This is a genomic window from Chryseobacterium defluvii (assembly GCF_014204415.1).
GTDB classification, from domain to species: domain Bacteria; phylum Bacteroidota; class Bacteroidia; order Flavobacteriales; family Weeksellaceae; genus Chryseobacterium; species Chryseobacterium defluvii_A.
This window is the reverse complement of record NZ_JACHLE010000001.1, coordinates 162893-185822: the sequence shown is the minus strand read 5'-3', so window position 1 is coordinate 185822 and position 22930 is coordinate 162893. Positions and strand designations below refer to the sequence as shown.

The following is a 22930-nucleotide window of genomic DNA, read 5'->3' as shown; positions in this document are numbered from 1 at the left end:
TTATTTTATTTTTAAAATTTCACTCCTACCCTATAGCCAAAAATCATTCCAAAATCTGAATATTGGTGCCTTTTGTATGGGCATTCATCTGCGGTGCATAGTAATTCTGCATCGTCGTGATCCCGTTTGAGAATTTCCCTGATGCATTAGCTGTAAAATCATATTCGAAAACATATTTTCCTTTCGGCATATACTCGATATAGAAGTTGGTAGAAGCGTCTTTTGTTGACTGATAGTATCCTAAATTATTCTTCCACTGGTAGCCTGACAACACATCCACAGGCTCAAATCCTGCGGCACGCATATCCTTAATATGGATAAACTCCATCGGACGATCGGTATTCAAAATCATTCTTACGGTTACTTTATCTCCTACCTTCAACGGTGTTTCGGATGAGATCTTCTGCAATTCTTCTCCGTTTACCGTTTTTACTTTTCGGTATAGTTCTTTGGTAATGGAGATGTAGCTTTCCGATGATCTGATCTTGTCCAGATCTTCATAATACTGCCAGAACAATCCTCCCTGAACAATTCCGGGACCTGGTTTTGTTATGGTCACTGTACCTAAGTTTTTATCCACTACATCGGTTTTCACTGCTGATTTTACATATCCTGTCGCCTGAGTCTTAGGGTTTAATTCTTTTCCGCCCCAAACGATCGTGGCTTTATCGCTTTCAGCACTGGTCCATGATTTCCCTGAATTCAGAATTGTAAAGATCACTTCGGAAGTACTTCTTGAGCTGCCCCATGAATTGACTTCTTTTTGGGTAACCAGCCAGATCTTCATGTCCTCAATGAATTTCTGATCGTTTGGCTTCAGTTTGCTGAACACTTCCAACGCTCCGGCATGGTTTACCACTTTTGAGCTGAACCAGCCCCAGTCATTAAGATTCTGCTTCCAGTACACGCCTTGTGTTTTGGTATCTGTAGACGTTTCTTTAAGGTAATTCATCAGCTTATCGGAAGTATCTTTTAATCCGTAATCACTCATTAATAATGCAGCACGATGCAGCACGAAGAAAGTGAAATCGGTAAGTTTAGCTGTTTTTGCTTTTTGCTTTACCAATGACTTCAATGTTGCTCCTTTTCCTTTCAACGGATATTGTTTTTCCCAATAGTTTCGGGTATCCAGGTAATCCAATGTCCAGTTGTTCCATACATTTTCCTTTTTCGGCTCCCAGTATTTATCGATCTCATTATCCACATACTGAACCAGTCTGGCAACCATTTCATTTTGAGCAGAACTCTGATAGTCTTTCACATTGTCTTTCAGCCATACATTGATCTTTCCTAAGTTTTTAAGAATGTACATGGACACTCCGTAAGAACTCGGATATCCTGAATACCAAGAGAAGCCGCCATCCGGATTCTGCGTTTTTACCAGATCGCTCCAGTCCTGATTAATGGAATTTCTCATGGTATTAGTATCAAACAGTAATGCAAGTTTCTGCATCTGCTCTTCTTCGTTCCTGCTTTCCAGTACCCAAGGGGTTTCTTCCAGCAGCAATTGTTTCAGTTCCTGATTTTTTTCAAGGTTTGAATTCAGTAATCCTTTGCTCTGGTATTCTTCAAAAACGGTTTTCATTTTAGGATTCGCTTTGAAGATCTCCGAAGCCAGCACATCTGCAAACCATTTGTTGAAGACCACATCTGCCGAATTATTCTGGTCATTTTTCAGGCTTGGCAGTGCAAACATGATCTCCCAGATCGGGTTTGTCGTAAGCTCCAGTGTATTGGAAACATTGGAAACCGTTGTAGAGTTTGTATTTTTAAGGTTATCCAGTTCAAACGTTTTTGTTTCTCCTTCTTTTACGAATACCGGAACGGCATCAGTAACCAGCATCCTGTTTGGCAATACTGCAATAGCCTGCTGCTCGCCGTCGGAATAAGCACCTGCTTTGGCTATCACTTTTACGATGATGGAAGAAACATTGTTCGGAACTTTCAGTTTCCAGGTTAAAGCCGTATTTCCGTTTTCATTCAGGTCAAAATTCTGAGTTCCTGCGTTCAATCCAAATTTAGAGGAAATATCTTCATTGGTAAATGCATCCAATATTTGTAAAACGGCTGAACCGCTTAATCGCTTATCAGATAAATTAGACAGTTTTGACTGTAGATTCAGTTCGTCACCTTCTCTTAAAAATCTCGGATAATTAGGGGTTACTGAAAATTCTTTCTGGGTCACCACTACTTTTTCCAGTGTTGCCGCTCTTGCATCTTTGGTATGGGCAAGGAACATCAGCTTCCATTTTGTAAGGGCTTCCGGTGAAGTAAATTCAAAATTTACGTTTCCTTCCGCATCGGTTTTCAGGTCGGGATAGAAGAATGCTGTTTCGTTCAGGTTTTGACGAACAGGAATTTTCTCTAAGGATTCTTTTGTATCTTCTTTGTCTATAGCACCATCTCCATCACGTTCAACCTCCTGAACATTTGAGCCGGTTACTGCCTTTTTTGATACTGTACGATATCCCGTAACTACTACTTCTTCTATATTTTTTTCTTTAGCTATGGCTGCAGGAGCCGGAGCTGCATTCTGAACCGCTAAACCAGCAAAGTCGCCTCTCAATCCTCCATAAAATAAATTGCCATCAAACCAGTTAAAATTAGGCACTTCCACATACGCTCCATTGACATATTCTATTCTTTTCTGATAATACTTCTGAAGCAGATATTGTCGGACGTCATAAGATGTCACAACAGAATAAGGAACATATAATTTATACCAGTTGAAACTATTGGCTGCGAACTGATCCAATGACATATCGTACATATTGGCCAATACCTCAGCATTGATCTTTTCTTTATCATTTCCTGAGATCTTCACTGACCATTTTTCTTTGGAATTCGGCTCCAATTTATCCCTGAAAGTAACCGTTTCTATTTTCAAAGGCTGCTCGGTATCTTTTATTTTCAGATTGACAGATTGCGTCTGTACATCATTAAAGGCCACCACTTGGAACTGGATATTCAGAACAGACACACTTTTATCTTTCGGGATCTCAGCAACATATTCCAAAATACCGTTTTTAAAACGATGCACTTCCGAAACTGTTTTCCCGGAACCATCCTGTACAAAAACATAGGCCCATGCATCAGGAACGCTAGAATATGCATATACTTTTGCTTTTTCTCCTCTTAAAAATTCTTCTTTAGGTTCCAAAACCGTTAAGAAGGTCTTTTGATTAGGCTTTAATGAGTTCTTATCCCATACACTAAAGTTTTGGGAAGATTTTATGGTGTCTTTTCCTTCAATATTATATAATTCCAGCTGATAATCGCCAGCTTCTAATTTCCCTAAGTCCAGATGAGTTGAGAGTTGAGAGTTGTCAGCTGATGGCTCCTGTGTCTTACTGAAAAGAACTTTTTCAACTTTCCAGTTTTTCAGTTCATCATTTTTATCATACAGATCGTGTGGGAATTTGCTGATGAATTCATCTTTTGAGAATTTCGGCAGATTCTGAACCTCGGATCTGAAGTTTTCCCTGAAGATCCTGTCCGGGGCTTCTAATCTGGATAATTTTACCTGATATGGTTTTTTCAGGTTTTGTTCATTATAATTTTTTGTTTCGACTTTCAGCTTTATATTTTCGTTGGCAAATACATTTTTAATTTGATCTGCCTGAATGTAATGAGACACTGATGCAACCTTCAATTGGGTATCCGCAGATTGGGTTTCCCCGTTAATATCCGTTACCGAAGCATTGATCTCATAATTGTCGATCTGGATCCCTTCAAGTTTTTCATCTTTTTTAAGATCCAAACGGATCACAAATTCACCTTTCTCATTTGTTTTTGCTTCTCCCAGGATCGAATTTTCATTATCATCTTCCTGAGGATACCACCAGAAATACCTCCAGCGGATGTTGCGTTTTTTAATTTCGTAATTTACAGTAGTATTGCTTAATGCAACACCAGAAAACATCATGGCTTTTCCTTTCAGCTCAATGGTCTGTCCATATTTATACTCCTCTTTTACCGGATCAAAAGTCACTTCAAATTTTGGCCTTTTGTACTCTTCAACCCTAAAGTCTTTATAGCCTTCTTCACTATCTGTTCTCAGGTAAAACACTCCGTTCAGTTTTCCTTTGGGAAGGATAAAGCTTCCATGATAAGAGCCAAATTCATTAGTTGTAAAGCTTTGTGAAGAAACTTCCTCTCCATTGGCATCAATCAGGGTTATTTTTTGTTTTAAACCTGAAGCTACGGATTCAATTTCTTTATCAATTCTTGTATTGATCGTTTTAAAATATACGGTCTGCCCCGGCCTGTAAATACCCCGGTCGGTAAAGATCTGGGCTTTGGTACGGGACTGCTTATTCGGATTATAGCCTTCTGCATAACCATCATTCCCATACACCTGCATGATCTGGTAGTCATTGGTCTTAGGCTGCCGTATCAGGAATGTTCTGTAATAATCCTTGCTTGCTGTTGACGGAAATTTGAAAATACCTTTATCATCCGTTTTACCTTCTATTTTATTTAAAGTTTTATTGGCTACAAATTCATAAAAAGCCAGGTTTTCATTTGCAATGGGTTTCCCGTTCTCACTGTTCACCAATTTTAATTCGTTGGAAAGCTGGTTTCTATCTGTTTTAGACTGATAAATGATCCTGTTATTGGAAACCAGGAAATAAAAATTTTGCCCGTTTCCGTTGTTTCGGGCATCTGAATCCGCCACAGAATATTCTGCAACATAGATCCCGGACGGAAGTGGTTTGATCTCCAGAGAAGTTTTATGAGATTGGTAATCTTTGAGATCCGGCAACTGGAAAACTTCTTTTCTTACCAGATTCTTATTCACTTTTCCGAACATATTCCCGTAAGAATTCTGCGCATATTGCAAGAAGATTGCAAATTCTTCTTTCACCTCATAAATGGCCAATGAAAATTCAGAAACATTTTTATGTTCTGCTACCAGATGAATCGGCAGATTGCTTTGGGCCTGCTGCTCATACTTAATATTCAGGGACGGATTAATGATCTGTTTTTCCCTGTTTTTAATATTTTCTATGAAAGGAGATTTCGGATATTGTTTTTTAGCCTGATCTGCAACAGCAAGCGCCTCCTTTTCTTTCTTTTTAGCCGTAAGTTCGTTCATGATTTCTTCCATGATCAGAACTTTATAGTCTCCTTCTATGTCAGATTTTATAAGGCTCTGAAGCTGTTCAAGCCGATCTTTGCATGGGGTGAAATTACAGTTCTCCGCTACTTTCTGATGCATAAAGTACAATCTGGAGTTCCCGCTATTCTGAGTGATCAGTTCATCAAAAACAGCATTGATCTTTGTTCGGTTTTCCGTAAGCTCATTCTTTGTAAAAAGCCCGTTATTGGAAAAGAAATCTACTTTTTTCAGGGAATACCAATCCAATAAGGTGGGAAAATAAGCCATATCCTTCGTATTGGAAAAAACATCTTTGTATCTTCCCAAAGAGATGGTTTTCATTGCCTGTTTCTGCTGGTCAAGCTCCTGATAACTCTTATCCAAGTAATTCTTAAAATCAAGCTTACTCCAGGTTTCAATCTGTGAGATGTCCTGAGAATTCAGATTGGTCCTGCTGTTGATCTTCCAGGAGTTTCGATTATAATAATCCATGAAAAACTCATTCAGTAATACTTTATACACCAGATATTCTTCGCCTTTCAATTGCTTTTCTGCATTCTGAAGCTTACTGAAAAATTGAGAAGAAGCATCGTTCTGATCATCATCTCTAGTCTGATTCACAATACTGAATTCCGCTTTCAGGGAGCGGATAAGCTGAAGGGCATTGTTTTCTTTCATGGCTTGCTTTTGTATGTCTAAAACGATGGGAAGATTAGATTTATAGGCTCCTTTCTTACTGTTATCTTCTATTTTTTTCCATTGGTCATCGTAATATTTCTGACCGGAAACTGCCGATAGATTCAGCATGAGAAGCAAAAGCATAAAAATCTTGGAAATTCTTTTCATAAATATTATTTTTGATCGATGAACCTTTTAAAAATACTGAAAAAATCCGTCATAGAAAGCCAGTTTTATGTCTCTATAACAGGAACCCTTTTTGCAGTGTTTTTCATGGAAGAGCAAAACACGTTCCGTTTCCCTTCTGTTTTCCTTATTTTCATCACTTATTTCAGCGGTTATCTGTATACAAAATACCAGCATACCCAGCATTTCTCGAAAATATTGATCTTAAATGCCCTGGCAGGGATCGTATGTGCCCTTCTGATCATTAATAATCACAATGAATCGAGGCTGATAAAATGGTTCATCATTGTCATTCTGGGGCTTCTGTACAACAGCTTTTTCCTTGAGGTATATATCCGGAAGATCCCTTTCTTAAAGGTTTTTTATGTAGGGTTGGTCTGGGCACTTGTCAATTGCTGGCTTACTTTACCGGAATTCAATTTACCAGTATTTTTCATAAGTTTCTTTTTCGTTACGGCTCTCGTACTTCCTTTTGATATCAGGGATATGAAAAAAGACACGGTGCGTACCTTTCCACAATTAATGGGGATTCAAAATACAAAGTATCTTGCTTATTTACTGATTTTTGTAAGTAATATCCTGGCTATTTTTTATCTGGATTTTGTGTATTCTCCGGCATTTTTTATGGCCTGTATCATTACCTGTATTCTTATTTATTACGCCGAGAACGAAAGGGATGATGCTTATTTTTCTTTCGGAGTGGAAAGCTGCGCTGCACTTCCCTTTTTATTTCTGGTAATAATGAAGTATTTTTGACAAATGATTATTAAGAGACTTTCCCTTTACAATTTCAAGAACCATTCTGAGAAAAAGTTCGAGTTTTCACCGCAGATCAATTGCTTTGTGGGAAACAACGGTGTGGGAAAAACCAATATCCTGGATGCTTTGCATTACTTATCCGTAGGAAAAAGCTTTTTAGGAAATACAGATCTTAATAACATTAAAAATGATGAAAATTTTTTCACCATCGATGCGGAGATCCTGAATGAAGAAAGCGAAGACATCATTAAAATTTCCCAGCCAAAAGAAGCCAAAAAGATCATTAAAAAGAATGATAAGAGCTATGACAGGCTCGCAGACCATATCGGTTATCTGCCCAGTGTAATGATCTCTCCTTATGACTCTAACCTGATCTCGGATTCCGGGGAAAGCAGAAGAAAATTTCTGGATTCCATGATCTCCCAGACGGATCCGGAATATCTTTTTGACCTGATCCAGTATCAGAAGACGATCCAGCAGAGAAATGCCTTGTTAAAATACTTTGCCAAGAACCGGGTTTTTGACAGGGATTCACTGGAAATTTATGATGATCCGATCACCAGATTCGGTTCTAAAATTTTTGAAAAAAGAAAAGAATTTGCTTCCCGGCTGAATCCGATCGTCCGAAATTTTTATCACATTATTTCCGGGGGGAAAGAGGCTGTTTCCGTTTATTATCAATCGGATCTAAGTGAAGGCTTCGGCTCTGCTCAGCCTGACAAAGTGTTTAAAGAGCTTTTAAATCAGCATATTGAAAGGGACAGGATGCTCACTTATACTTCCAAAGGGATTCATAAGGATGATCTTCTTTTTGAGATGGATGATGTTTTAATAAAGAAAACCGGCTCCCAGGGGCAGCAAAAATCTTTCCTGATCTCTCTGAAATTAGCCCAGATGAGCCTCGTGAAAGAGCTGACGGGAAAAAGCCCAATTCTTTTACTGGATGATATTTTTGATAAACTTGATGACCAGAGGGTTTCGCACCTGATAGAGCTCGTCAATAAGGAAAATTTCGGACAAATGTTTATTACGGATACGCATAAAGAACGTACGGAAAGCGTAGTAAAAAGAATTAATGAAAAAAGTGTGATCTTTGAGGTTTGAAAAATGTAAAAGTTTTTTATATACGACCAACTTCACTGCTTATAAACTGAATACGATGAAGAAGAAAAAACGCGAATATCAATCCTCAGAGCTTGTACTGTCCTTTGCCAGAATATATGGTTTCGAGGATAAGCTGATTGCATTTGAAATTAAAGACTTTCTTGAAGAATATCTTGATGAAAGCCTGTTTAAAGAGGTCATAAGTGTGGATCTTAAAGAAAAGAACGTTATCATCAGGATCAATTCTCCTTTATTGAAGAATGATTTTAAAATGCGCCGAAGCTTCTATCTCAAAAAATTCCAGGATAGATTCGGGGCTGAAAAGTTTAATGACCTTCAGATTTTGTAGGCAGGGTATTGCTCATGAGGTTATCTGCCTTTTTATCCAGCCTTGAACGTATCGGAAGGAAAAACTTCAACGGATTCCTGAAAAAATACCTGAATATTTCTTTATAAATTTCGCTTACCTGCCCGAAATTCAGTTTTCTGGACCTGAACGCCAGGAACATAGATAATCCGAAACTTACCAGAAAATTAAAGAAACCTATTAAGAAAACAGTAACAAAAGATATCCAGAAAGTATAGGAATCCACAGAGAAATCTTTCCCATATAATCCTATGGCAAAATTTCCTGCAGCAAAGGTGATGTGGCGGATATCCAGATCCAGCCCAAGGAACAGCCCTACAGGAGCCGTAGCCCCAAGAAAGATCCCGAACCAGAAGTTGGAAACTATCCCCGGCCAGTTCCTGGCATAATATCCTGAGAGGCTTTTGGCAAATCCGGCTCCGAAAAGCTTCCGTATGGAAAGGTTTTTGGCAATCCTTTCAGGGATCTGGTAGAAAACAGAATTATTACCTATGTTTCCCGAGATTATTCCTGAAATAAAAAGATAAAACCCAGCGATACTGGCATGTAAAATAGCTTTCGATTCGAACGGATCGAGGTCTTTAAGAAGCTTATCTGATTTTTCAACGGCCAGATTCTGTGAGAAAAAGACATCCAGTCCATAGATGATTGCCAAAGCTATCGGAAAGGACAGCAGCACATTCCCTACAAATGCAATGAACTGGCTTCTGAAAAGCTTGGAAACGAGATGGGCGAATTCCGTATTGTTCCTCTTGCTGTTCTCTTCTTCTGCTAATACTTTGGTCATGGTAGCTGCCGTCATCGCAGGCTGTTTTGTCGCTAGGGTAAAGCCCATCAGGTAGATCATGATGAATCCCATTGCGTAATTCATGGAATATAAGAATGCATGGGAAAAATCACTTCCGGGAATATACCCGTAAAGCATTTTCAGAATACATAATGCGCCTACAATGATCCCGCCGCCGCTTGCCTTATAGAACATTTCCATATATTCTTTCCGGGTGGAAGTAATGTAATGGGTCCCTGTTTCGGCAGTGTGGTTGGTGATCAGGTGGGAAATCAGCCTTGTGCTGTCATTAATGAGTTCAGAAATATTATTTTTATGGGATTTATAGCTTAATACATTAAATATCAACTGTTTGGATTTAATTAAAACATCTTCTTCATTATTAATAACCAGCAGCTTTACAATTTCATAGATCCTTTGGATCTGCTGCCTGATCTTAAGAAGGGATTGGTTGATCTTCCCTGAGATCCCATATTTTGATGAATTTTTAAAAGCAATATTAACGAATTCCAGACATTGATGAATGTATATTTTGATCTGTTTATACCGGTCGTCTTTGGAATGCAGCTGAAGTCCGGGATCATTTTCCAAGGCTTCTGCCAACACCTCTAATTCGTTCTGTAATGCGATAAAAGGGTTATCAAAGTTCCTGTACTCCGGTGCCATCCTTACGACCTCCACTTCCATGGCCATTCCTGTAACCCTCCATGAAAGAATGCTGACGGCAAAAAGCATTTCCTTTTTTACTTCCGGTTTTATGATAAAATCCGAAGCTTCCAGCATCTTTAAAAGCTCATCAAGCTCATTTTCCGGAAGATTATGCAGGTATTTCAGATCCTTTTTAGGCCTCAGGCTGATGTTATCGATCATATACCAGACCGTTTTCTCATTCTCTACAGGCGGTAAAAGGGTATTAAGAATCCTTTTTTTAAATTCCGGAAAAAAAGCATTTTCGGAAAGGATATTGGCTTCCGTCAAAGACAGGTTGAAAGGCCTTCCCGCAAAGATATTATGGATGTAGTATCTGAAATTTTCCGTGTAATCAGGATGATCTTTAAGAAAGCGGAGAACATCGGCAAAATTTGCTTTTTTTACCGTTTCCAAAAACTCTGCCAACGGCTCTAGGGAGAGGGTTTCATTCTTAAAAGAAAAATATTTTTTAAGAACATTCTGAACAGTTTTCGTACCGGTATTTAAAAATATCATCAGTACAAAGATACTATTTCAAACTTACATTCCTCATCTGCCTCATGATCCAGCTGTGCTTCTTTCTAAGGTAAGGCGATGGATTTTTAGGGTCATATTTTTTAGGATTGGGAAGTACAGCCGCTATCCACGCCGCTTCTGATGCCGTAAGGTCTTTGGATGGTTTCCCAAAGTAATATTCTGCCGCAGCTTCCACTCCGAAGACTCCCTGCCCCATTTCGATGGAATTCAGATATCTTTCAAGGATAATATCTTTGCCCCAGAATTTCTCTATAATGAATGTATAAACGGCCTCAAGACCTTTTCTCACCCAGCTTCTTCCCTGCCATAAGAAAATGTTTTTTGCGGTCTGTTGGGAAATTGTACTTCCGCCACGCAGTTTTTTACCTTTTTCATTATGCTTCATGGCTTTTTCTATCGCCGTATAATCGAAACCGTTATGGGTGAAGAACTTCTGGTCCTCGGAAGCAATGACTGCTTTTTTCACATTATTTCCCATCTCTTCAGAGGAAATATAATCCCGCTGCAGCTTTCCATATTCGAACAGCCCGCCGATCTGCGTTATCGTAATAGGTGGATTGAGGAATCTTCCCCAAATGATAAATACTACGTTCAGTATTAGAATGATAAACAGAATTTGTTTAATTTTTTTCCACATAACTTTCTAAAAGGAAGTACAAAAGTAAATAAAATACTCTGATCTATTGTAATTCTTTCATATAAGTGAGTTGATATTCCGGTAAAAGTTCCGGATGGAAAATTTTGATATAATCTTTAAGAACAAGATCTGACCTTACCACCCCGCTTTCAAAGAAATCATTGGCCTTCTGCTTCTCTTTTCCGTTGATCCCATATACTTTTCCTTTGCTAAAAACCTCCAGTTTACCGTAAAAAGGATTTCCTTTCAGCATTTCCTGTTTGGAAGTATGATTTCCTGCATTTACCCAATACTGCACTGTGCCGGATTTTGCAAAAACTTCTTCAAAGCTCATCGTCACGGCTTTTTCATCCTGATTATTTTTCAGGATGTATTCGGCATTGGCGTCTGAGATGTAGTTGGCCGTATAGGTTTTTCCGCCCGGAAGATACCAGACATCTCCATACATTTCGTTGGCCAGTACAATGGGCTTTGTTTTAGCTTTTAAAGCCATCTGCTTCAACTTAGTATAATTTTTTTGAATTTCCTGATATTTGACCCCGGCTTCCCTGTCTTTCCCTAAAAGCTTTCCGAAAAGTTTAATATAAGCTGTTTTTTCAAGGGGCTTCTGTTCCATAAATTCATCCAGAAAAATTACCTGAATGCCATTATTTTTCAAAAGCTGGTAGGTATTGTCGAAACTGGCAATGTAATTGGTGAAAACAGCATCAGGTTTTAGGGAAATGATCTTTTCCACTTCATATTTCTGTTCGCTTCCTATGTTCTGAATTCTGCCCTGTTTAAGAAGGCTGTGAATTTTCTCAGAATAAATATATTCCGGGCTTGAGACTCCTATGATCAGGTTTTCAGCCTCCAATTCGGTAATATAGCCGGCCATACTCGCATTGAGCAGGACAATTCTTTTAAACGGAACTTTCCCGGCTTTAAAATCATAGGTGAAATTTCCTGATTTCAGTTGCAGCACACCATTGTGTTCCTTGTACTGAAGCCTGTCTGAAATGGAAACCCAGTCTGCAGCTGATATTTTTTGTTCTCTTTTACAGGAAATTAGAATCCAAAACGTAAATAATAGTAAAATTCTCAGTTTCATCTTTCAAAGAAAGCAAAAAAGTGCTATATTTGCAAACCTAAAAACGGGTGCGTAGCTCAATTGGATAGAGCGTTAGATTACGGCTCTAAAGGTTGGGGGTTCGACTCCTCCCGCGCTCACAAAGCTCTGAGATTTACTCAGAGCTTTTTTCATATCATATACTTTTATTATTTCTTTTTTTGATCTTTAACAAGGAGGCAAGATTTAATTAAAAAGATCAAAATAAATTTTAATTTACGAATTAGAAAACTTATTTTTCTGTATTTTAACAAATTAAGAAACAAAATAATTTATTATTACAAAAAATTCATTTACGTATCCTATAATGGCATGTTTCTGGATAATCTTTTAAACAGACAGTTTTCAGCATATCCCGGATAAAACGAAATGCATAACATCAATATATTGCTATTCACAAATATTAAAAAAAAATGCTACTTTTGCTTAAAGAAACAGAGATGGTTCTTAGCGTTTTCATGTATAGTTTAAACACACCAATTTTATAAAACATTAAAATTCAGCAAAATGAGGAAAATAATTCTACTACTTACCTGCTTATTCGGTATTTCTGTTTTCTCACAAATCAAAGTGTTAAAAAATGAAACTTTAGTGGAAATTGGTAAAGATAACTCAGTGGGTCTCTATAAAAAGCAAGATAAATTTACCATTAATTACCAGGATCTGAATACGGCTAATCTGAATACTTTCAGGTCTTTTTCGTTCTTAAACTTAAACGGCGATGTCGAAGGCCTGTATAAACTGATCACCGACGGCTTTATTGATACCCCTATTGGAAATATTACCCTTGAGCTTCCCAATGATATCATTGAGCTTCACTATGAAAAGAACTACGGGCAGCCTACCGTACAGTTTATCCAATTCATCAATAAAAACAGAAAATACGTGGGAAAATCACAGTTTCTGAACAAGAAGCAGATCGATAAGATCTTCGGAAAATCCACCGGGAAATCCAGCCTGTATGATAGGCCGGCAACCGTAAATAACGTTCATACCGTAAAACCGGCTACCACGAGTACCGCTACTACCACTGCAGCCGCAGCTCCGGCTCCCGCTTCAGGTACTAAAACAAAGAAATCAAAGAAATAACAATATTTTTTTAAGATAACCTAACTCATTCTACCCGGATGAGTTTTTTATTTTATTTTTGCAAAAAGATCATCAACCTATTATGCCTCTTCAAATAAATAATCTAACCAAAAGATTTGGTGAACAAACCGCCCTCAATGCCATCAATATCTCCATTGACAAAAATGAGATCATCGGTCTTCTTGGTCCCAACGGGGCTGGGAAATCCACATTAATGAAATCTATTGTAGGAGCATTGAAGATAGATGAAGGAGAGATCATCTTTAATGGGAAAAACATTTCTGAATATCCGATCGAAAGCAAAAAAAATATAGGTTTCTTACCGGAAAACAATCCGCTTTATCTGGAAATGTATGTAAAGGAATATCTGCAGTTTGTAGCTAATATCCACAAGATCCCTGCATCAAGGATAGATGAAGTGATAGAGCTGGTGGGAATCACTCCCGAAAAGTCCAAAAAGATCAGCCAGCTTTCCAAAGGGTATAAACAAAGGGTAGGCCTTGCCCAGGCGATCATTCATCAGCCGGATTTATTGATCCTGGATGAGCCCACCAATGGCCTTGACCCTAACCAGATCATTGAGATCCGGAATGTGGTAAAGGAAATAGGAAAAGAGAAAACCGTATTACTTTCCACCCATATCATGCAGGAAGTGGAAGCCCTTTGTTCGCGGGTCATCCTTATTCACAAAGGAAATATTCTGCAGGACTGCCCGATTGAAGAGTTTAAAGGAAAATTCGGAAGCCTGGAAGAAGCTTTTGCGAGTTACATCCAGACGGAAGATATATCCATAGAAAAGTATAACTAAAAGGAGACTGTTTCAAAAGTCGAAAAATTGACCATCATCTTTCTGTGCTTGCCAAAGAAGTCCTGGAAATTAATTGTTTGAGATGCTTCACTGCATTGATGAACTTTGTTCGCAAAACTTCTGTCTGTGTTTAGAATAACATTTTTGAAAACGGCCGTTTTATCTTAAAATTAAGTCCCCGAGCGTTTGAGCTTTGTAAAGAAATTACTTTCCGGAAAACTTTCCTGAGCGGCTTTATATCCGATATTAAAAATCTCCTCCATGCGGTCTTTCCTTCTTTCAAAAGTACCGTAATTGGAAAGTTCCTGTGAAGAAATAAACCAGTCACAATAATCAAACTTTATTTTTTCGATCCTGTAGGACAGCAGATCATAAGAACGGGAAACAATGGCTTTGATAGACTTCAGTTCATTGATACTGATCTCGTTAGGTGGGGAAACAAAAACCCCTATAAGCTGGTCACAGTCATCCCTGATGATATCGGCAGGAAAATTATTCAGAACGCCGCCATCACAATACATTTCCTCATCCAGAATATACGGTGTCGTGATACCGGGAATGGAACAGGAAGCTATAATGGCATCCATCACTTTGAAATCATCATCAAATATCTTCTCGGTTCCCGAAACAAGTTCCGTAGCCACTATTTTCACTTTTTTATCCAGATCTCCCAGTTTCATATCCTGAAAAATAGGCTTCAGGTAATTCCTGAAAATAATGGAAGAGACCAATCCCGGCTGATTGAATGTAAAGTGTTTCCAGTTAAAAAAGTATATGGAATTGAAGAACTCCAGGATCTCTTCGGGTGTTTTGCCCACGGCATAAAGGCAGCCTACTATTGATCCTGCACTACAGCATGAGAGAACATCAATGTTTATATTTTTTTCATTCAGAAACTTTAAAACTCCTGCATGTGCAATGCCTTTGGTACCACCTCCTGATAAAACAAGCCCTACTTTCTCAAAATTCATAGAATAAAATTAAGAAAACAGAGCGGAAAAATCAGGTTAATTTTTCTAAATATGCCAATTTTAAACTTATTTTAACAATTACTTCGTTTTTTATTTTGGTGATTATACAGTTTTACACTTGCTGTCATTCCGAATACAGAATGGAAATTAGCAAATGGTATTCAAAGATTTGAGGTCTTTTCAAATTTTATTCAATAGTTTTTTATTTAATTTGCTTTATTCAGATAAACTTTGCTTATGCTTAACTTTAACATTAAGGCATTAAGTTAATTGAGTTAAAAAAAATAAGAAATCAATACATTGATTTTAAATTAAGAGAGATATCCTTAATTTCTTAATGGTAGACCCGTTTAAACTTTTATTTTTAACCACAAAAGCTATTATAAACACTTAAGTTTAATGAAAAACTCCTTACAAAGTATATTGAAGAGCACATAAGTTTTTGAAAATCTTTGATTTTCTTCTTTAATGGGCTTTTTAAGGCCTTATTTTTTACATTCATCTAAAACTTTTGCTTCTTTTATGGTTAAAAATAAAAGTTTAAACAAGTTCGGTAAAAAGATATTCAAAACTTAAAAGGCTCTCAGATTCCTGATTTCACTTCTGAACTACGTTCGTAAGTCTTCAACTTATATCCAGAATGACAATGCTTAGTGATTTTCATAAAAAAACCACAGACAGAATCTGTGGTTTAATATTGTATCAATAGATCTTTATCTTAGATATGGATCACTTCTCCGTAAGCTGCTGCTGCGGCTTCCATAATGGCTTCGGAAACCGTCGGGTGCGGATGGATGGACTTGATGATCTCATGCCCTGTAGTCTCCAGCTTTCTGGCTACTACAGCTTCAGCTACCATATCGGTAACGCCTTCCCCAATCATGTGGCATCCCAGCCATTCGCCATATTTGGCATCGAAAATAACTTTGATGAAACCATCCGTATTTCCGTTGGCCGTTGCTTTACCACTTGCAGAAAGCGGGAATTTACCTACCTTGATCTCGTAACCTTTTTCTTTAGCCTGCTTTTCGGTAAGACCAACCGATGCTACTTCAGGATGACAATAGGTACATCCCGGGATGTTGCCGTAGTCGATCTTCTCCACATGCATTCCTTTGATCTTCTCCACACAGGTGATCCCTTCTGCTGAAGCCACGTGAGCCAAAGCCTGGGTAGGAATGATATCCCCGATCGCATAATATCCCGGAACAGAGGTTTCATACCACTCATTGACCAAAACTCTTCCTTTATCTGTCTGGATCCCCACTTCTTCTAAACCGATATTCTCAATATTGGCAGCAATACCTACCGCAGACAATAAGATATCAGCTTCAAGGGTAATGTTTCCGTTCGCTGTCTTCACGCTGGCTTTTACGCCTTCTACGCTTGTATCCACGCTTTCTACGGAAGCATTGGTCATGATATCGATTCCTGATTTTTTCAGGGATTTTTCTAAGTGCTTGGAGATTTCTTCATCTTCTACAGGAACAATGTTCGGCATGAATTCTACAATGGTTACTTTGGTTCCCATCGTGTTATAGAAATCTGCGAATTCCACTCCTATCGCTCCGGAACCAACAACGATCATAGATTTTGGCTGCTCAGGAAGTGATAATGCCTGCCTGTACCCTATTACTTTTTTACCATCCTGTGGAAGGTTCGGCAATTCTCTTGAGCGGGCTCCTGTTGCAATGATAATATGGCTGGCCGAATATTCGGTTGTTTTACCGTCTGTATCCGTAACGGAAACTTTTTTATCTTTCTGAACTTTTGCCGTACCCAGAATAACGTCGATCTTGTTCTTTTTCATCAGGAATTCGATCCCTTTGCTCATTTTACCGGCAACACCGCGGCTTCTCTGAATCACGTTCGGAAATTCAAAGCTTGCCTCTACTTTATTCAGTCCATAATCTTCCGCATGGTTGATGTAATGAAAAACCTGAGCGGACTTCAATAATGCCTTGGTCGGGATACATCCCCAGTTAAGACAAATTCCTCCTAAATTTTCTTTTTCGATAATGGCCGTTTTGAAACCTAACTGTGATGCTCTGATCGCGGTAACATATCCTCCGGGACCGCTTCCAATGACAATAATATCGTAGTTCATTAGCTTAAAAATTTTTATGCGAATTTAAGGAAAAATATTGGATGTATCATGCTCCATAAGGTCATGTTTCGATGTATAAATACCTGTAGACGGTATGCTATATCACTGAATTGGCCTGCGAAGCCCTAAAGGATATTTATATCATGGGTTACGGAGGCTTTCATAAGCGTCAGCACCCCCTTGCACAAGGGGGTGCTGACGCTTCATTACTGCCTGCCGATGCTTTATGAACGGAGGTTTTACCGTTATACAACACGCTATCAGTCCTTCTCCTGGTCCTCCGGCACCGTTCCGGAAGGGGGTATGGCTGTAGACGGACCGGCTGCACTCACAAAAAACTGTTTCATCTCATCATATACGACATTGGTTCCCGGAACATTTTCTCCTGAAAGGAACTTCACATTCCGGTAAAAGGTAATGGAGTTATGATAATTATCATGATCCAGCAGAACCTTCGTATCGGATAACTGCTCTACTATGGAGGCAAGCCTCTGCAGCCTTCCTTCTACCTGTTCTCTTGCCGTATAATCCCTGTCAAATTCTGCCTTATCCAGAAAGCCCGGTACATGCTGGGGGTACTGCTCCATATAGCTTTTCGCTTTATTCACAAACAGCTTATTCTGTTCGGCAATTCTGCCATACTGCTGCCTTTGGTCAGGGGTAAGATTAATGGTCTTGCCTGACAGTATATTTTCAATGCTCTGTATAGACTGATCTAAGGCAGCCAGATCTTCGTTTGAAAAACTCACACTTATTAAATTGTCAAATGCCATAATATATCTTATTTAGTTATTATATCAAATATAACAAATACCTGCCTTAAAAATCAACAACACACAATATTTACCAATTATCACTAATCATTTTGCACTAATTAAATGATAAAATCATGCATATATAAAATACACCCATAAAAATTAAAGCAAATGATAAAAATATATTAAAATACCCCCGTTTGAAATATTTCAGGCATATGTTGTATTGAAAATATTTATATATTAGCATCCTGATTTTAACGAAATAAAAAAGCGTAAGCTATCATTTAGGTATTAGAAAACTGCGAATCTTCTTAATATCCCCTTAAAATGATAGACTTACGCCCGTGTATTCCTATATGGGCACGGGCGGGGTCTTTCTGGGATAAGGGTTCTTCGCAGTACCTCTAATACGGATTGATTTCTGCTCCGTGCCTTTCTTATTTTTTACAATCTGTTTCCAACCCAAAGGATAAAAAATGCATCTATAATAGTATAAGATAATAATGCGACGTGTTTTGTCGTAGTGAGAAGGTAATTTTACCTGAATAAATAATATAAAAACCAAATAATGGAAGCCTATGAAAAGACCTTACAGAAACGGTTCAGGAGGTGATAAACCTCCCTGATCAAAAAAATAATCACCATTGAAAGAGTTAAAATTTCAATAAAGTTTTACTCTTTAAAAAAAAGAATTAATTTTATAACGAAAAACCAAATCAAAAAGATGAAAAGAAATATAATCTCGAGGCTGCTTATAGCAGCAGCCTTATTAACGATTATTGGTTCCTGCCGGAATGACCAGTTTCCCGAACAGGAAACGTACAATAACAGCAGCCAATTTCAACTTACCTCTAAAAGGATTTCCCTTAACGAAAGCAAACACAAAGCCAGACTTCTCCCTGAACTAGAAAAGGCAGAGGCTGAGTTTAAAGCTAAGACAAAAACCAATGTTTTTGGGAAAGTAGTTAACTATGGGAATGGCATTTCTATCAATACCGATGATGTGATCTATATTGAGAACGGACCGGATTTTTATACCTATACCTTCAAAATAGAAAGAGAAAATGCTCCTGAAAATGCACCTGTAGAGAATTTGGTACTAAGCCCTCTTTCGGATGGAAGCTGGAGAGAAATGCTCATCACTTATCATCTTACCGATCAGGAAAAACAAACCATGAATGCCGGAGGAATTGTAGACCTTACCGGAAAGGTAGAATACACCCCACTGGAAAGCGGAACCTATTCCTCTGCCATGAAGCAGGATTTAGTATGCTACTATAAAACAAGCTCCTATTATACTTCTTGTAGTGAAAACGCTCATCATCACGGGGAAGCTTCTGATGAAGACGGTGGACCTTGTCAGGCTGATGTACAATCTGTACTGGTGATCACCGTAACCCGTGTATGTGACATGGTGGGAACAGAAACAGGAAGTGGTACAGAGCCGGGAGTGAGCCATCCACAGACAGGTGGTGGAGAGAATACCAATAATGGTATCAATAATCCAAACAATCCTTGTGGAGGTAATGGTGTACCTACCCAACCACAAGATCCAAATTCTACATTGGGAACCCAGGAAGGATGTAATACAGGAGTACCTACATTGCCTAATTTAAGCTCATTTAGCTTATTTGTCAGCAATCTCCCGCCAGATTTAAAAAACCTTTTGATGACCCCTGCAAATATTGAATTTTACAATGGTTTGCAACATTTCTATGATACTAATAACGCAAGTCTAGAAGCAAAGAATTTTATCACGTGGGCTCTTAATTTTCTTTCTCAAAACCCGAATATTTCTTGGGAAGAGTTTGAAAATTGGTTTATGGGAACTTCAGAAGGGCAAGATGGAGAATATGTAAATCCGGATTTAATCGAGTATGAAACCCCAATTATTCAACAGTCTTTGCCGACACTTTCTCAATGGTATGCAAATTTTCCCAAAAAAGAAGAAAACGGTTATTGGAAAGAAATGAAAGCACCACAAGTATATCAATTGGCAGGAGGTTCATTATATACAAGTCATTCAAATGATACGACAGGTGCATATCAAAATGCATGTGCAATAAGAGGATCAAGAGCATTATTATATTCAGGTATAATAATTCCTGTCATAAAAAAAGGAAATCTACAGTTAACTCAAAAAGGAGGAGACGGGAAAAATTATATATTAGCAGCTACAAGTTTTTTGAAATTTATGAAAGATAAATTTGGTGATACACCTCATAAATTGGAAGGTGCAGAAGCAAATAATCCTCAAAAAGTGATGAATTTTCTGAATGGTAAAAATGGAATATATGTTATAGAAAATGCAGATCCCAGACCTTCAAATCAAGGGGGAGCTGGTTATTCCGGCCATGTAGATGCTATTGTAAATGGAATTTGTATTTCCGGATCATATACACAGCCTAAAGGTGGAGTGAAATCTATAAGAATATGGGTGCTACATTAAACATTATGATTAAAGTTAAATTTTTATTATGCGTATTTATTCTATCTTCATGCTCAATTTCTAAAGAATTGAGAGATGAAAGAAAGAGCTGGAATTTTAACCGTTGGGAAAAAGAGTATAAAGACAGAGCTTTTTGTTTATGTGTCTTGAAAGGATATGAAAATAAAGAGATTGAAAAAATCTTATGGGAAAAAGACCGTTCATTCTATAACCCTTTAGGAAGAGCAATATTTGACAAATCATTAAAACCAGTTATTGATAATGAAATTGAAAAAATAAGATTAGACTCAATTAATTCTACATATCCTGAAGATTTAAAAGGCATATACCAAAAGAAACAGGTATTTAATCATTGTCTAAAATTTTATAACAGTAAAGAGTTAGATAAACTTGCAAAGAAAGAAAGGGAAAATTGGAAGAAAATTCCTAATATTCTTGATGAAGTACATAAAGAAATTCCAACATATTAATGGAATTTAAATTAGAATATGAAAAATATAATCATCTTAATATTCAGTATAGCTTATACAGGCTTTTTCGCACAAAATATAAAGTGTGAATCTGTTGATTATTTAAAGAAGACAGACAATAAAGAATATTCAACATATCAGTATATAAATGCAAGCTACAGCTATTCCAGACCCCTACTAATTGTAATTGCAGATGAGAAAGTTTTTACTAAAATCCACTTGAAAGTTCCAAACTTATTTTCAACAAAACAAGAATATACTGACATCAATTTATTGGGAATAAAAAATTTTGATAAGGACCATATTTCTGATATAGACAGTAAAATCATAGATGATTTTGTAGAGAATATTATAAAATACCGAAGTGTAAATAACCTTCCTCCATATACTAAGGAACAACTAAAGTCACAATTAAAGTTTATACAAAAGGACAACGATATATGTAGATTTTTAGTTTGTAAAAAGTAACAAACATAATTTATTAAATGATTATATTTAAAGTGCAATGGTAATTCCTGATAGATAGAGAAAGAAAAAAATACATGGAAAAATTTAAATTATGGAAGCAAATGAAATTAGTAATGTAGGTATTGGATTAATTTATGGCAAATTTTATTAGTCCTATTTGTACTATCAATCTCTTTTTTACTATTCAAATTTTATAGATTATTTAAAACTTATCTGGATTTAAAAATCCGTTATTTGAAAAAAAAGTTAGATAAAGACCAATAAGAGCACCTAATATTAAGCTGGTTATATACAATCATATTTATAAAAACCTCATCAATTGTTGATGAGGTTTATATATTCAGAGTGCCTCACAAAGTTTGAAGATATTTCTGCTAAAATAGTTCCAGATAATAAGCTATTACTGAACCACTTGTATCACTGTTGAATAATTCAGTTTTTTTCTTTCATCCGGAAGCCTGACCTCAATGGTATTCCCTGATTTTTTCCATTGAATTTTCGAAGAAATCCCCAAAACTTTTACCGATTTCGGTTTAACATTTTCAGGAATTGAGAAGGTTAAAGTTTCCGGAGACTGATAGTTTAATTTTTCATCCGTATGGAAAACATTAACTATTTTCCCGTCTTTACTTTGGGTGTAATAGAAGTTACCTTCATGATAGGGAGCCATACTTCTGGTTGCAAAAACTGCCGATTGGTTTTTATCCATCCAGCCGGAGATCTCTTTTAGCCTTTCATACACTACCTCGTCATAATCCCCGTTTGGTCCCGGGGCAATATTCATCAGGTAGTTCCCGCCTCTTGAAATAATTTTAATTAAAGTCTCTATAATCTTCTGAGACGATTTATAGTTATCATTCGGGACATAAGAAAATGAGTTCCCCATTGTTATACAGCTCTCCCACGGAATGGATAACGGATGCTCAGGAACAGCCTGTTCCGGGGTTACATAATTCTCCCATTTTCCGGGAACTGTGCGATCTACTATAATGATCCCGGGCTGATTTTTCCGAGCCATCGCCCCGATCTTATCCATATCGATATCCTGCTCCACTTTAATGGTTCTCTGCCATTCTATATTCGGGTCGATGGTATGAAACGGACGGACCCATCCCCCATCCAGCCACAGAATATCAATCTTACCATAATTGGAGGTGATCTCATTAAGCTGGTTGTAGGTGAACTTTTTAAAACTTTCCCATCTTTCAGGGTATTTTTTAGGGTCATAGTTCACATTCCGGTCTTTGGGCGGGAAATACGGCCACCAGTAATCATCGGAATGCCAGTCGGGTTTCGAGAAATATGCCCCGATCTTAAAACCTTCTTTCCTGAATGTACTGAAAATTTCTTTGGTTACATCTGCCTTCGGATTTTTCGAAAAAAGGGTTTTGGGAGAAGTAATCTTATAATCGGATTGTTTTGTATCGAACATGGCAAACCCGTCATGATGCTTGGTGGTAAAGACCACGTATTTCATTCCTGCTTTCCTCGCGGCATCTGCCCATTTTTGAGGATCAAAATGAGTAGGATTGAAAGTAGCCTGTAGATTTTCATAATTTTTCACATATTCATCATAGGATCTTCCGTGTTCAGGCTTACGCTTCGTCCATGATTCGTCCTCGGGGCATAAGCTCCAGCTTTCCACAATTCCCCATTGGCTGTAAGTGCCCCAATGCATAAAAAGCCCGAATTTCAGGTCCTGCCATTCTTCCAGATTCTGAACGACCAGAGGATCTGTAGGTTTTTCATAGCCCTTGGATACATTATGAGCCTGCGTAAACATTGTTGCAGGGATAAGAAATGATACCAGAAGTGCGGTTTTGGTTTTCTGTCTGATGAACATAAAGGAAGCTTTC

Annotated in this window: 16 protein-coding genes and 1 tRNA gene; 9 read left to right on the top strand and 8 right to left on the bottom strand. The window is 37.7% G+C overall.

Features of this window, described 5'->3' with window-relative positions; all coding sequences use genetic code 11:
• Window positions 1–43 precede the first annotated feature (43 nt).
• Entirely contained in the window at window positions 44–5947 is a 5904-nt protein-coding gene (locus tag HNP38_RS00830) for an alpha-2-macroglobulin family protein (RefSeq protein ID WP_184182996.1), read from the bottom strand.
• A gap of 18 nt (window positions 5948–5965) precedes the next feature.
• Between HNP38_RS00830 and HNP38_RS00825 the strand changes: the two genes are divergently transcribed.
• Genes HNP38_RS00825 through HNP38_RS00815 form a run of 3 tightly spaced genes read left to right on the top strand, consistent with a single transcriptional unit; the run spans window position 5966 to window position 8177 of the window.
• Window positions 5966–6721 (top strand): hypothetical protein, encoded by a 756-nt coding sequence (locus HNP38_RS00825; RefSeq protein ID WP_184182993.1) that lies wholly within the window; start codon window positions 5966–5968, stop codon window positions 6719–6721.
• 3 nt (window positions 6722–6724) lie between these two features.
• Window positions 6725–7828, top strand: a complete 1104-nt coding sequence (gene recF, locus HNP38_RS00820) for a DNA replication/repair protein RecF (protein ID WP_184182990.1) — start codon at window positions 6725–6727, stop codon at window positions 7826–7828.
• A 55-nt stretch (window positions 7829–7883) separates the two neighbouring features.
• On the top strand, window positions 7884–8177 hold the full coding sequence (locus HNP38_RS00815) for a hypothetical protein (RefSeq protein ID WP_184182987.1): 294 nt from the start codon (window positions 7884–7886) through the stop codon (window positions 8175–8177).
• On the opposite strand, the gene HNP38_RS00810 is transcribed toward HNP38_RS00815, so the two are convergent.
• The 3 genes from HNP38_RS00810 to HNP38_RS00800 are packed head-to-tail and all read right to left on the bottom strand — an operon-like array spanning window position 8155 to window position 11936.
• Window positions 8155–10188, bottom strand: coding sequence for a recombinase (locus tag HNP38_RS00810; RefSeq protein WP_184182984.1), 2034 nt, complete (start codon window positions 10186–10188; stop codon window positions 8155–8157). The genes HNP38_RS00815 and HNP38_RS00810 overlap by 23 nt on opposite strands.
• A 13-nt stretch (window positions 10189–10201) precedes the next feature.
• Window positions 10202–10846, bottom strand: coding sequence for a monofunctional biosynthetic peptidoglycan transglycosylase (gene mtgA / locus HNP38_RS00805; protein ID WP_184182981.1), 645 nt, complete (start codon window positions 10844–10846; stop codon window positions 10202–10204).
• 43 nt (window positions 10847–10889) lie between these two features.
• Window positions 10890–11936 carry an ABC transporter substrate-binding protein gene (locus tag HNP38_RS00800; protein ID WP_184182978.1) on the bottom strand — a complete coding sequence of 349 codons (1047 nt, stop codon included), beginning with the start codon at window positions 11934–11936 and terminating at the stop codon, window positions 10890–10892.
• 45 nt (window positions 11937–11981) lie between these two features.
• On the opposite strand from HNP38_RS00800, the gene HNP38_RS00795 reads away from it, so the two are divergent.
• From HNP38_RS00795 to HNP38_RS00785, 3 genes are all read left to right on the top strand, one after another.
• Window positions 11982–12055: transfer RNA gene (locus tag HNP38_RS00795), tRNA-Arg, on the top strand.
• Window positions 12056–12461: 406 nt separating this feature from the next.
• Entirely contained in the window at window positions 12462–13043 is a 582-nt protein-coding gene (locus HNP38_RS00790; RefSeq protein WP_184182975.1) for a hypothetical protein, read from the top strand.
• 82 nt (window positions 13044–13125) lie between these two features.
• Window positions 13126–13851: an ABC transporter ATP-binding protein gene (locus tag HNP38_RS00785; protein ID WP_184182973.1), complete on the top strand. Its 726-nt coding sequence runs from the start codon at window positions 13126–13128 to the stop codon at window positions 13849–13851.
• A 170-nt stretch (window positions 13852–14021) separates the two neighbouring features.
• Here HNP38_RS00785 and HNP38_RS00780 read toward each other — a convergent pair whose 3' ends face one another.
• The 3 genes from HNP38_RS00780 to HNP38_RS00770 all read right to left on the bottom strand — a co-directional run bounded on the left by HNP38_RS00780 (window position 14022) and on the right by HNP38_RS00770 (window position 17702).
• Window positions 14022–14822: a patatin-like phospholipase family protein gene (locus HNP38_RS00780; protein ID WP_184182971.1), complete on the bottom strand. Its 801-nt coding sequence runs from the start codon at window positions 14820–14822 to the stop codon at window positions 14022–14024.
• A gap of 718 nt (window positions 14823–15540) precedes the next feature.
• Complete coding sequence (lpdA, locus tag HNP38_RS00775) at window positions 15541–16929, bottom strand: dihydrolipoyl dehydrogenase (RefSeq protein ID WP_184182969.1); 1389 nt, start codon at window positions 16927–16929, stop codon at window positions 15541–15543.
• Between the two features lie 260 nt (window positions 16930–17189).
• Window positions 17190–17702 (bottom strand): hypothetical protein, encoded by a 513-nt coding sequence (locus HNP38_RS00770; RefSeq protein ID WP_228460891.1) that lies wholly within the window; start codon window positions 17700–17702, stop codon window positions 17190–17192.
• Window positions 17703–18411: 709 nt separating this feature from the next.
• Between HNP38_RS00770 and HNP38_RS00765 the strand changes: the two genes are divergently transcribed.
• The 3 genes from HNP38_RS00765 to HNP38_RS00755 are packed head-to-tail and all read left to right on the top strand — an operon-like array spanning window position 18412 to window position 21074.
• The gene (locus HNP38_RS00765) at window positions 18412–20136 is read left to right on the top strand and encodes a type VI secretion system amidase effector protein Tae4 (protein WP_184182967.1); all 1725 of its coding nucleotides are present in this window, start codon (window positions 18412–18414) and stop codon (window positions 20134–20136) included.
• Window positions 20121–20606, top strand: coding sequence for a hypothetical protein (locus tag HNP38_RS00760; protein ID WP_184182965.1), 486 nt, complete (start codon window positions 20121–20123; stop codon window positions 20604–20606). The genes HNP38_RS00765 and HNP38_RS00760 overlap by 16 nt, the downstream gene beginning before the upstream one ends.
• 18 nt (window positions 20607–20624) lie before the next feature.
• Window positions 20625–21074: a hypothetical protein gene (locus HNP38_RS00755; protein WP_184182962.1), complete on the top strand. Its 450-nt coding sequence runs from the start codon at window positions 20625–20627 to the stop codon at window positions 21072–21074.
• A gap of 400 nt (window positions 21075–21474) precedes the next feature.
• Here HNP38_RS00755 and HNP38_RS00750 read toward each other — a convergent pair whose 3' ends face one another.
• Complete coding sequence (locus tag HNP38_RS00750; RefSeq protein WP_184182959.1) at window positions 21475–22917, bottom strand: alpha-L-fucosidase; 1443 nt, start codon at window positions 22915–22917, stop codon at window positions 21475–21477.
• Between the last annotated feature and the right edge of the window lie 13 nt (window positions 22918–22930).